This is a genomic window from Novosphingobium capsulatum NBRC 12533 (genome assembly GCF_001598375.1).
GTDB classification, from domain to species: Bacteria; Pseudomonadota; Alphaproteobacteria; order Sphingomonadales; family Sphingomonadaceae; genus Novosphingobium; species Novosphingobium capsulatum.
Window position 1 is genome coordinate 311,329 of sequence record NZ_BCYV01000005.1, and the last position, 11,468, is coordinate 322,796.

Here is an 11,468-nt window from a genome sequence, read left to right on the forward strand (position 1 = left end):
AAAGAGACGAGCGTATTCGAGCCTGGCAGGCGGCGTTGATTTCACCCCAACAGGATATTCTGGTCGCGATGCGATCAAGGACAGGCCAGAGATATCGATCATCGTTTATTTCCGAAGTTTTCAGCTATATTTATATAGGCTAAAGCTTCGGAAATTGGCTATCAAGCGCAGTGGTTGTTATTATCTCAATATAACGTTCAGCGTCGCGTTTAATGCGGATGGGCTATTATTGTCGCAATGCTGACACGTAATTGTTGTGGCCTGTCAGCGTGCGGCAAACAGCGCGAATGATCGCGTGCCTAGCGTGATGGTGCGAATCCGCTGATAGTGCTGCGCCAGCGCCTGGAGCACGACAGCGCGGGTCTGCATGTTGGCGCCATAGGGGTTTGGCGCGGCGTCGATCACGACCGCACCCGGGCGGCTGGCCATGATGCGTTCCACTTCGGCGGTGGGATCGATGCCCAGGGCATGTTCCTCGAACCGGGTGGAAAGATGCGCGGGAAAGGCAAAGCGCGTGGGCAGGCACGAATTTGTCGCGCTGTAGAGGGCGCTGTCGCCTTCGTAGACATAGAGGCAGTGGTTGGCGTCGATATGGGGGCGAATGGCGGCGGCTGCCTCGTCCAGGTCGGTGGTGTTGCCAAAGCGGTGCGCCTGCACCGTCGTTGCGCCCAGGCCCGCGCCAAGGCGCACAACGAACAGCACGCGGCGCAGCCAGCCGGTGGGGCGGCAGCGGCCATCGAGGGCCGGGGCCGCCAGGATCGCCAGCGGCATCAGGGCAGGGGCGACGTAATGATCGTACCAGGTGCCCGGCGCGAGGAACCCGACGATCGCCAGGCCCAGCCACATCAGCACCGCACGCCGCACGATTTCGCTTTCGCTGCGGGGCAGCGCGATCCGCCAGCCCATCGCCAGCGCCACATAGAACGGTATCAGCGCGGCCGCCACCTTGGCCAGGCGGAACGAAGCCTCACCCAGATCCTGGCCGCGGCCCAGAATGGACACCACATTGGCAATGAGGAACGCGCGGGCTTCACCCTCTGCCACATAGGCGGCAAAGACCAGTGCTGTGGGCAGCAGTGCCAGGGCAATCCACGCTGCGCCGGCGCCGGCCAACCTTGGCCAACCCCAGCCGCGCCGCCAGCCGGCCCACAGCAGCATGAGGCCAAACCCGATGCCTTCGATCACCACGCTGGTCTTGATCTGCAAGGCAATGCCGATCAGCGCCATCGCCATGCAGCCGCGCGCCATCAGGCCGAAACGCTGCCCGGCGATGGTGGGCGCGGCCGTATCGGCCAGGGCACCGATCACCAGCCATGCCGCTGCGATCATCGGCAGGTCATAAAAGACCGGGGCCTGGCCCATGCCGCAATTGAACGCCATCAGGTAGATGAGATAGGCAAGCCCGGCAAACAGCGCGCCGCGTGGCCCGGCCAGGTGGCGGGCACAGCGCGCCAGAACCACGGCAGTGCCAGCGGCGCAGGTAATCGCCATGAGTTGGTAGGCCAGCACGCCATTGCCGGGAAAGGCCCGCGCCGCGCCATAGATAAGGAACAGGCCCAGCGGCTTGCGATCCCACAGATCGACGTAGGGGATCACGCCGTGCCACAGCCTGTCGCCCATCAGCAGGTAGAACTGCTCGTCTGCGTGAAACAGTGGATCGCCCAGCCACGGCGCGCGCAACACGAAGGCAACCAGGAAAAACACGGCAAAATTGCGCATTCGCGACAGTCCGATCCGATCCGGTCAGGGCAGGGCCGCAGCTGCGTTCTGGAGTTTACCCGGCGCGGCGACAACGCCCCTCGCGCACGGGTGTTCCGGATCGAGCACGGTGGCGCGGTCTGCGCATGGCGCGGCGGCGAAAACCGGCATGATGGCCAGGCCCGGCAGGTACGGCGGTGTCTGGTCAAAGGCGGTCATCGGTCCCGTCAGCATCCTTGCAGGCTGCGCCAGCCCCGGCGGCGGGTCAAGCGCCATTACTTCACCCAGTCGAGACCGATTTCCTCGTAGATTTCGCGGCTATCGGCCCAGTTCTCTTCCACCTTAACGTGCAGGAAGAGATGAACCTTCGCACCAAGCAGGTTGGCCAGCTCTTTTCTGGATGCCTCGCCGATCGCCTTGAGCTTGGCGCCACCCTTGCCCAGCACGATGCCGCGCTGGCTGTCGCGCGCGATCACGATCTGCTGGTGGATTTCCACCGAGCCGTCGCGGCGGTGCTGATAGCTTTCGGGGCGCACCGCGCTGTCATAGGGCAGTTCGTCGTGCAACTGGCGATAGAGCTGCTCACGCGTGATTTCCGCGGCGAGCAGGCGTTCCGAGGCATCGGAGACCTGATCTTCGGGATAGTGCCACGGCCCTGGCGGCATGAGGGCAGCCAGCCGCGTCTTCAATTCGGGCACGCCATCGCCGGTCAGGGCCGAAACGAAGAACACCTCGTCGAACTGGCCTTCGCCGCTCAGCGCCTCGGCCATGACCAGCAGCGGTTCCTTGGGGCTGGCATCAACCTTGTTGAGCACCAGGAACTTGCGCTCGGGCCGCCCGGCCAGCGAGGCGAGGATGGGTTCGAGGTATTCGCGCTTTTTCTTGCGCGCATCGACCACCAGCAGGATGGCGTCGGCCTCGCTCGCGCCTTCCCAGGCGGCGTTGACCATCGCGCGGTCGAGCCGGCGCTTGGGTTCGAACAGGCCCGGCGTATCAGCCAGGATGATCTGCGCCTGGCCTTCCAGGGCAATGCCCATCAGCCGCGCGCGCGTGGTCTGCGCCTTGGCCGAGACGATGGCGACCTTCTGGCCGACCAGCGCGTTGACCAGGGTGGACTTGCCCGCATTGGGCGCGCCGAGCACGGCGACCAGGCCGCAGGTTTGCCCGCCGCCAGTTTCAGTGGGGCCGGATTCGGATGGAATGGAAGTGGTGTCGATCATGGAAACAGAATGAACCTCATGGCGCCCGCCGACAAGCGGCCGGTGCGGCACTGGAAAATGCCCGGAAAAAGTGGCGGAATTGGGGATGGACGCTCGGTCGTGCGTGCGGTCAGGCGAACTGCTTGAGGAAATCGCGCGCAGCGGCCGTTTCGGCCTCCTGCTTGCTCGATCCGCGTGCTTCCGCCAGGCCCACGCCCTTGACCTCTACGCTTACGGTAAAGATCGCGGCATGATCGGGGCCATCGCGGCTGACCAGGCTATAGACCGGGGGCTTGCGGCGGTTGCCGGCGGCCCATTCCTGCAAGGCGGCCTTGGGGTGCTTGCGCTGCCCGGCGCCGGTGCGCATCGGCTTATCCCAGCAGCGGCGCACGAAATCGCGCGCGGCGGGAAAGCCGCGTTCCAAGAACAGCGCGCCGATCAGCGCTTCCATCACGTCGCCCAGGATGTTGTCGCTGTCGGCCCCGCCATCGTCGCGGGCCTGCTTGCCCAGGCGGATATGCACCGGCACGCCCAATGCGCGGGCCACATCGGCGCAGGTTTCGCGGCTGACCAGGGCGTTGAGCCGCTGCGACAGCTTGCCTTCGGCGGCATCGCTGGCCTCGTGCAGCCATTCGGCCACGGCCAGTCCCAGCACGCGATCGCCCAGGAATTCCAGGCGCTGGTAATCGCGCGCCTCGCCCAGCGAACCATGGGTGAGCGCTTCATGCCAAAGCGCCGGTTGTGCAACCGGCGCCTGGGTCAGTTCCGCCAGGAATTTGGCGGTTTCGGGGGAAAGGGGCGTGCTCAGAACATGCCCCCGATCCGGTTCCAGCGCAGCGCGGTAAACCAGGTCCACGGCAGGAACCAGTTGGCCGAACCGTCGGTGGACCACATCACGATCGTGGCGCGGCCAACCAGGTTGTCCTGCGGCACCAGGCCGATGCCGCCGCCTTCGATCGCGGGGAAACGGCTGTCCATCGAGTTGTCGCGGTTGTCACCCATCAGGAACAGGCGGCCTTCAGGCACGACCACGGGCGGCGTATCGTCCTGCGGGCGATAGCCCAGGTCGAGCACGTTGTAGGTCTTGCCGCCAGGCAGGGTTTCCTGGAACTGCGGATAGTGGCAGGTCTGCGTGCCATCGGCCTCGGTCACGGCAAAATCGGGCGAGATGCACTCGGTATTGGCCGAAACCTTGATCACGAAATCGGCAACCTTCACCTTGGGCACGGCCTTGCCGTTGAGGTGAAGCACGCCGCCGATCATCTGCACGGTATCGCCCGGAACGCCGATCACGCGCTTGATATAATCGACGTCGTTGCCCGGGGGCGCCTTGAAGATCACCACGTCACCCCGGTTGGGCTGGCTGGCGAAAATGCGCTTGGGCAGCAACGGCACGCTGAACGGCAGGGAATACTTGGAAAATCCGTAGGGCCACTTGGCCGCCAGCAGATAATCGCCGTTTTCCAGCCGGGGCAGCATCGATTCCGACGGGATGTTGAAAGGCGAGAAGAAGAAGCTGCGGAAGATCGCCACGATCAGCACCAGCTTCACCAGGAACACCGGGAAGCTGTCTTCCTTCTTCTGCTTTTTCGCCGGGGCGGCAGGCGCGCCCGCGGGAGTTGGCGCGGCCGCGGGCGGCACAGGCGTTTCCACCGCAGGATTGGCGGGTTCGGGCGTTTCGTTCATCGGCTGGGTCATGTGGAGGGCAAAGGCATCCGTCAAGCAGGAATGCACGTGCCATAGCCCGAGGCAAATACGTTTGCACGATCCGTTCGTCGAGCCACGCCACCGCTTGGAAGATTGTGCGCAAGCGGGCATGAGAGGCGCATCCCGCAACCGCGAAAAAGGACGTTAGACAATGGCAGCACAGGACCAGGCCACGCTGTGGCACGCACTGGAGACGCTGGAGGTGCCAACGCTCGCCGCGCTGTTTGCCGATCCGGCCCGTCTCGAGCGCTATGCCACCACGCTCGACCTGCCCGGTGGCCCGATTCGCTTTGACTGGTCCAAGACCCATCTTTCGGCCGACGTCGAGGCGATCCTGGCCCAGCTGGCACAGGCCACGGATTTTGCCGGCAAGCGTGAAGAGCTGCTGTCTGGCGCCAAGATCAACAACACCGAAGGCCGCGCCGCCGAACACACCGCACAGCGCGGCGTGGGCGCCGAAGCCAGCGTGGAAGAAGCCCAGGCCCTGCACGCGCGCATGGCGCTGCTGGTCGAAGCCATCCACGAAGGCGTGCTGGGCGAGGTGAAGAGCCTGATCCACATCGGCATCGGCGGCTCCGCGCTCGGCCCGGCGCTGGCGATCGACGCCTTGGCCCGCGAAGAGGCCAAGGTGGCCGTGCACGTGGTGTCCAACATCGATGGCTGCGCACTGGAACAGGCAATGAAGCAGTGCGATCCGGCCACCACGCTGATCGCGGTGGCGTCCAAGACCTTCACCACCACCGAAACCATGACCAATGCCCACAGCGCGCTGGAATGGCTGCGCGAAGGCGGCGTGGCCGATCCCTATGGCCGCGTCGTGGCGCTGACCGCCGCGCCGGAAAAGGCGGTGGAATGGGGCGTGGACGAAACCCGCATCCTGCCGTTTTCCGAAACCGTGGGCGGGCGCTATTCGCTGTGGTCCTCCATCGGGTTCCCGGTGGCGCTGGCCCTGGGCAACGAGGCTTTCGCTGAATTCCTCGCTGGTGCCAAGGCGATCGACGAACATTTCCGCGACGCCGCGATCGGTGAAAACGTGGTGGTGCGTGCCGCCTTTGCCGACCTGTTCTATACCCAGGCGCGCGGCTGCCAGACCCGCGCGGTCTTTGCCTATGACGAGCGCCTGGCGCTGCTGCCCGACTATCTCCAGCAACTGGAAATGGAATCGAACGGCAAGCGCGTGCTGGCCGATGGCACGCCGCTGACCCGCCCGAGCGCGCCGATCACCTGGGGTGGCGTGGGCACCGACGCGCAGCATGCCGTGTTCCAGCTGCTGCACCAGGGCACCCACCTGATCCCGGTGGATTTCCTGGCCGTGAAGGTGCCGGGCCATGATCTTGATCCGGTCCATCACAAGATCCTGCTGTCCAACTGCTTTGCCCAGGGCGCCGCGCTGATGGCGGGCCAGGCGAGCGAGGATGGCGCGCGCGCCTATCCGGGCAACCGGCCTTCGGCAACGATCCTGTGCGACGAACTCAACGCTGCCACGCTGGGCGCGCTGATCGCCTTCCACGAACACCGCGTGTTCGTTTCGGCGATGCTGCTGGGCATCAATCCGTTCGATCAGTTCGGTGTGGAACTGGGCAAGGCGATTGCCAAGAAGATCGATGCCGGTGGCGGCGAAGGCTTTGATCCCAGCACCGAAGCACTGCTGGCCGAAGCCGGCATCGGCGTGGAGTGAACGTTAGCCTGCCTAATTGAATAAACGGCGCAGATAATCGCTACGCCAGGGCTGGCGCCGGATGGGCATCGTTGCCATATCCGGCGCCAGTTTCCGATTCAGCAGCAAAAAGGCCGTGCCATGACCGAACCCGCCTACGACTATGATCTGTTCGTGATCGGGGCCGGATCGGGCGGGGTGCGCGCCAGCCGTATCGCCGCCGGCTATGGCGCGCGGGTGGCCGTGGCCGAGGAATACCGCGTGGGTGGCACCTGCGTGATCCGCGGCTGCGTGCCCAAGAAGCTGCTGGTCTATGGATCACACTTCGCCGAGGAACTGCAGGACGCGGCCAATTATGGCTGGACCGTCGAGAAGATGACGTTCGATTGGCCGACGCTGCGCGACGCGGTGGCCAAGGATGTCGACCGCTTGAACGCGGCCTATACCAACACGTTGAATTCCAACAAGGTTGAGCATTTCCTCGAACGCGCCACGATCACCGGCCCCAACAGCGTCAAGCTGGCGAGCGGGCGCGAGATCAGCGCCAGGTATATCCTGGTGGCCGTGGGCGCCTGGCCGGTGATGCCGCCGTTCGAGGGCGCCGAGCATTGCATCACCTCCAACGAGGTATTCAGCCTGGAAAAGCTGCCGCGCCGCGTGGTGATTGCCGGGGCTGGCTATATCGCGCTGGAATTTGCCGGCATCTTCAATGCGCTGGGCAGCCATGTTACGGTCGTCAACCGCAGCGAGACGATCCTGCGCGGCTACGACGCGGCGCTGCGCGACCGCCTGCTGCAGATCACCATGGCGCGCGGCATCGAATACAAGTTCAACTGCGGTATCGAGCGTGTCGAGCGACTGGAGGACGGCTGCCTCAACGTGCACATGAAGGGCCAGCCTGATCCGCTTGGCGCCGATGCGGTGCTGGTCGCGACCGGCCGGCGTCCCAAGACCGACGGGCTGGGCCTGGAAAACGCCGGCATCGAACTTGGCGAACATGGCGAAATCCGCGTGGACGACACCGCGCAGACATCGTGCCCCAGCATCTTTGCGGTGGGTGACGTGACCAACCGCGTGCAGTTGACGCCCATCGCCATTCGCGAAGGGCACGCCTTTGCTGATCGCGTATTTGGCGGCAAGGACACGCGCGTGGCCTATGACTGCATCCCGAGCGCGGTCTTTTCGCAGCCACCGCTGGCCAGTGTCGGCCTCACCGAAGCGCAGGCCCGCGAGATGCTGGGCAGCAACGTCAAGGTCTTCACCTCTGACTTCCGCCCGATGAAGAACATCTTCGCCCACCGCCACGAGCGCGGGCTTTACAAGCTGGTCGTCGATGCGCAGACCGACAAGGTGCTGGGCGTACACCTGATCGGGCCGGAGGCACCAGAAGTGCTCCAAGCTGCTGCCATTGCGGTGAAAGCCGGGCTGACCAAGGCCGATTTCGATGCCACCGTGGCGCTGCATCCATCGATGGCCGAGGAACTTGTCCTGATGCGCTGACCCACTTGGCGCATCGGGATTCCGCATTAACCAAAGATGCCCGTTGAACTGCGCCGCCGGTACGATAGGCTGTAGGCGGAGAGGGCTGGGGGCGGAATCAATGGACAAGATCGGCGGCACCGTGCTGGTCACGGGCGGATCGGGCTATATCGCCGGATATATCATCCGGGCGTTGCTGGACGAGGGATGGACCGTCAACACGACGGTGCGTGATCTTGCACGCGAAGCGCAGCTGCGTGCCCAGCTTGGCGGCAGCTATGCCACCTTGCGGTTTTTCAAAGCGGATCTGATGGACGACAAGGGCTGGCGCGCGGCGATGGACGGGTGCAGCCACGTTTGCCACGTCGCCTCGCCCATCACCGTACAAGCCCCGCGCCAGGAAGATGAACTGATTCTGCCGGCGCGCGAAGGGGCCTTGCGCGCCTTGCGCTTTGCCCGTGCTGCCGGGGTGGAACGGTTCGTGCAGACATCGTCGGTGGCGGCGATCGTCTATGGCCACGGCAAGGGCATCCGCCGGTTTACCGAGGCGGACCGGACCGACACCGATGGCCCGGGCGTGCATGCCTATGCCAAGTCAAAGACCCTGGCCGAACGCGCGGCGCGCGAATGGATCGCGCGCGAGGGGCGCGGCATGGAGTTCGTCTCGATCAACCCGTCGGTGGTACTGGGGCCGGTGTGGGGTGAAGACTATTCCACCTCGATCGAGCTGGTGCGGCAATTGCTGGCTGGTGCGGTGCCGGGCTGCGCCGATCTTGGCTTTGGCGTGGTCGACGTGCGCGACGTGGCAGCGCTGCATGTGCGCGCCCTGACCGAGCCGGGGATCGATGGCGAACGCTTCATCGCCTCTGGCCCGTTCCTCAAGATGATCGACATTGCCCGCATCCTGCGTCAGCAACTGGGCCAGAAGGCCCGGCGCGTGCCGCTGCGCCATGTGCCCGACTGGATGGTCCACGCCCTGGCGCTGGTCAATCCGATGGTGCGGCAGGTGACCGGCGAACTTGGCAATGTGCGCGATACCGATGCTGGCCATGCGCTCAGCCGGTTGGGCTGGGCAACGCGGCCGGTGGAACAGACGATCACCGATTGCGCACAAAGCCTGATCGAAACGCGGGTGGTGGCGGCCTAGATTCCCGCCCACCACTGATAGCCGGAATGGTCTTCCCAGTACCCGCCCTTGCCGCCGTAAAGGCCGGTAAGGCTGGCGACGAGTTCCACCCGCATCACATACTTGGCCTGCTTGTAGCCCAACTGGCGTTCGACCCGCAGGCGCAGCGGTGCGCCATGGCCGACCGAGAGCGGCTGCCCGTTCATGGTGTGGGCCAGGATCGTCTGGGGATGCAGCGCCTCGGCCAGGTCGATCGATTCGTAATAGGGCTTGCCCGAAAAATCGTCGGCACAGTGGAACACGGCATAGCGCGCCTGGGGCAGGGCGCCGGCACCGTGCAGCAGCAGGGCGAGCGGAACGCCGGTCCATTGCGCGATCGCACTCCACCCTTCCACGCAATCGTGGCGGGTGATCTGGGTGCGCTGGGGCAGGGCGCGCAGTTGCGCCAGGCTAAACGCCATCGGCTTTGCCACCAGGCCATCGACGGTCAGCCGCCAATCGGCAAAGCCGCGCTCCACCTGCGCGAGATAGGCCGCTGCCGTGGGCCGGGTATTGCCGTTGACGCGGAACACCGGCGAAATGTCAGCCGCGGAAAACTCCGGCGCCAGGGCATTGCCGGCGACCAGCCGCTGTGCGCTGCGGCTGGCCTTTTCGCCCAGCGACAGCAGCGACTTGGCCGTGGGCGAGGTGGTGATGCGATCGCACCCCGACAGCAGCAGCCCACCCGATCCGACCAGCAGGCCGCGCCGCGAAAACCCGCTCATGGCTGGCGCTCCGGTGGCAGGCGATACCAGCCGGTAATCATCGCGCGCAACTCGTTGAATGGCCCGGCCAGCACTACCATGGCGAGGTGCACGGCAATGAACAGCGCCATCGCCAGCGCGCAGAGGAAATGGATCGACCGGGCAGACTGTCGGCCACCCAGCAGCGTCAGCAGCCATGGGCACGCAGCGTTCATCGTCGGCGACATGGCCAGACCCGTGGCGATGATCAGCGGCAAGACGCCCAGCAGCACCGAAAGATAGGCGATCTTCTGCAAGGGGTTGTAATGCCGCGCCGCCTCTCCGCGCGGCAGGCGCAGGCGCAGATGCTCGGTAACGTCGTGCAGCAGCGCCCGTGGCCGCCGCTCTTCCCGCGAAAGGCCAAGATCGCGGCGCAAATGGCCGGAAAGCAGCGCATAGGCGAGGAAGCCCAGCAGACTGATCACCAGCATCCACGCGCCCAGGAAATGCCATCCGCGCGCCAGCGACAGGTTGTAATGCGTGGGCAGCGTTACCAGGGGCGGAAACGCCAGCGCGGTATCCTGGGCATAGCCGATCACGCCGGTGGTGGGCCATTCATGGCCGCCCAGCGCGAGAAAACCGCGCGCGCCATGGTTGCCGATTTCCAGCCAGGCCTTGTCGAAGTTGGCGCCGAACTTGCCCCAATAGAGCCGCGGATGGGCATTGAAGATCATCATCCCGCTCATCAGCATGATGAACACGGTCAGCGCGTTGATCCAGTGCCACAGCCGCACCGGCCAGCGAATGCGCAGGATAAGGGGGGATCGCTCCATGCCCGATATCATGCCCGTGTTTGCGGCCGGGGTCATCCCCTGATCGATGAACGACGCGCGAGGCTTCAACCCCAGGGGCGGGCCTGCGCCAGGGCGATCAGGCTTTGCCGGCTGTGGCGGCGGGCCAGCGCGCTCTCTCGGCATGCCGGCGGCACCGGGCGCAGCGCCTGCCAGCCGGCGCGGAAAATCCACGCCAGCTTGGCCTTGCCCGACACCACGGTGCGGCTGTGCCAGGCGCGATCGCCACGCGCCGCCACCTTGCGGGCAATGTCGCCATAGATGCCGGCGGCGGCCAGGATCGCCCAACGCTGGCGCGGTTGCAGCCGGCCGGCACCGATGCGGGCAGAGCATTCGTGGGCCTGGGCCATGGCGCACATTCGCTGGGCCAGGATGGCCAGCGTGGCGCGGTACTGCGGCTTGAGCTGCTCGCCCGGCGGTAGGTCAACCTCGGCCAGCCATTCGGCCGGCAGATAGCAGCGACCGGCGGCATCGTCTTCGGCCAGGTCGCGGGCAATATTGGCCAGCTGGAACGCCAGGCCCAGGTCTGCCGCGCGATCAAGGGTGTCATCGTCATCGGGTGAAACCCCCATGACCACCGCCATCATCACGCCCACCGCGCCCGCCACGTGCCAGCAATAGCGCATGAGGTCTGCCTCGGTACGCGGCTGCCAATCGGCGGCATCCAAGGCAAAGCCGTCGATCACCGCCTCGGCCATGGCCATGGTGAGGCCGGTTTCGCGCGCGACCAGGCCCAGCGCATCGAACGCGGGGTTGCCGGTCGGCTCGCCCGCCATGGCCCGCGCGGTCAGATCGCGGACCAGCGCCAGCCGTTCGGCCGCGCCGGATTGGTCACCCAGTGCGCCGCCCATGTCCTGCGCATCGACGATATCGTCGCACGCGCGGCACCAGGCATAGAGCAGCCAGACCCGCTCACGCGTGACGCGGTCAAACAGGGTGGAGGCGGCGGCAAAGCTTTTCGAGCCGCGCCGGATCGTGTCGCGCGCGGCAGCCACCAGCGCGGCGCGATCGGGAGCGGCCAGGGTCATG

Annotated in this window: 11 protein-coding genes; 3 read left to right on the forward strand and 8 right to left on the reverse strand. The window is 65.6% G+C overall.

The genetic code is table 11. From position 1 onward, the window contains the following. Positions 1-264: 264 nt before the first annotated feature. The 5 genes from SCA01S_RS03085 to lepB form a co-directional block, all read right to left on the reverse strand. Complete coding sequence (locus SCA01S_RS03085) at positions 265-1,719, reverse strand: ArnT family glycosyltransferase (RefSeq protein WP_062782743.1); 1,455 nt, start codon at positions 1,717-1,719, stop codon at positions 265-267. Positions 1,720-1,743: 24 nt separating this feature from the next. Next, on the reverse strand, positions 1,744-1,932 hold the full coding sequence (locus tag SCA01S_RS03090) for a hypothetical protein (RefSeq protein WP_062782746.1): 189 nt from the start codon (positions 1,930-1,932) through the stop codon (positions 1,744-1,746). 41 nt (positions 1,933-1,973) lie between these two features. Further along, positions 1,974-2,918 (reverse strand): GTPase Era, encoded by a 945-nt coding sequence (gene era / locus SCA01S_RS03095; protein ID WP_022676336.1) that lies wholly within the window; start codon positions 2,916-2,918, stop codon positions 1,974-1,976. A gap of 109 nt (positions 2,919-3,027) precedes the next feature. Further along, on the reverse strand, positions 3,028-3,747 hold the full coding sequence (gene rnc, locus SCA01S_RS03100) for a ribonuclease III (RefSeq protein WP_412103062.1): 720 nt from the start codon (positions 3,745-3,747) through the stop codon (positions 3,028-3,030). Beyond that, positions 3,702-4,595 carry a signal peptidase I gene (gene lepB, locus SCA01S_RS03105; protein ID WP_245652423.1) on the reverse strand — a complete coding sequence of 298 codons (894 nt, stop codon included), beginning with the start codon at positions 4,593-4,595 and terminating at the stop codon, positions 3,702-3,704. Before lepB ends, rnc begins: the two co-directional genes overlap by 46 nt. 160 nt (positions 4,596-4,755) lie before the next feature. Here lepB and pgi point away from each other — a divergent pair, with 160 nt between their 5' ends. The 3 genes from pgi to SCA01S_RS03120 all read left to right on the forward strand — a co-directional run bounded on the left by pgi (position 4,756) and on the right by SCA01S_RS03120 (position 8,887). Next, complete coding sequence (gene pgi / locus SCA01S_RS03110; RefSeq protein WP_062782749.1) at positions 4,756-6,282, forward strand: glucose-6-phosphate isomerase; 1,527 nt, start codon at positions 4,756-4,758, stop codon at positions 6,280-6,282. Positions 6,283-6,402: 120 nt separating this feature from the next. Then, the gene (gorA, locus tag SCA01S_RS03115) at positions 6,403-7,761 is read left to right on the forward strand and encodes a glutathione-disulfide reductase (RefSeq protein ID WP_062782751.1); all 1,359 of its coding nucleotides are present in this window, start codon (positions 6,403-6,405) and stop codon (positions 7,759-7,761) included. A 100-nt stretch (positions 7,762-7,861) separates the two neighbouring features. Continuing rightward, entirely contained in the window at positions 7,862-8,887 is a 1,026-nt protein-coding gene (locus tag SCA01S_RS03120; protein ID WP_327195811.1) for an NAD-dependent epimerase/dehydratase family protein, read from the forward strand. Here the strand turns inward: SCA01S_RS03120 and SCA01S_RS03125 are convergent. The 3 genes from SCA01S_RS03125 to SCA01S_RS03135 all read right to left on the reverse strand — a co-directional run bounded on the left by SCA01S_RS03125 (position 8,884) and on the right by SCA01S_RS03135 (position 11,467). Beyond that, a complete protein-coding gene (locus SCA01S_RS03125; protein WP_062782754.1) occupies positions 8,884-9,630 on the reverse strand; it encodes a molybdopterin-binding protein in 747 nt (248 codons plus the stop codon). The two genes, SCA01S_RS03120 and SCA01S_RS03125, sit on opposite strands and share 4 nt — an antisense overlap. Next, positions 9,627-10,421: a cytochrome b/b6 domain-containing protein gene (locus SCA01S_RS03130; RefSeq protein ID WP_245652424.1), complete on the reverse strand. Its 795-nt coding sequence runs from the start codon at positions 10,419-10,421 to the stop codon at positions 9,627-9,629. Before SCA01S_RS03130 ends, SCA01S_RS03125 begins: the two co-directional genes overlap by 4 nt. A gap of 65 nt (positions 10,422-10,486) precedes the next feature. Continuing rightward, a complete protein-coding gene (locus tag SCA01S_RS03135) occupies positions 10,487-11,467 on the reverse strand; it encodes a phytoene/squalene synthase family protein (RefSeq protein WP_062782757.1) in 981 nt (326 codons plus the stop codon). Position 11,468: the final 1 nt, after the last annotated feature.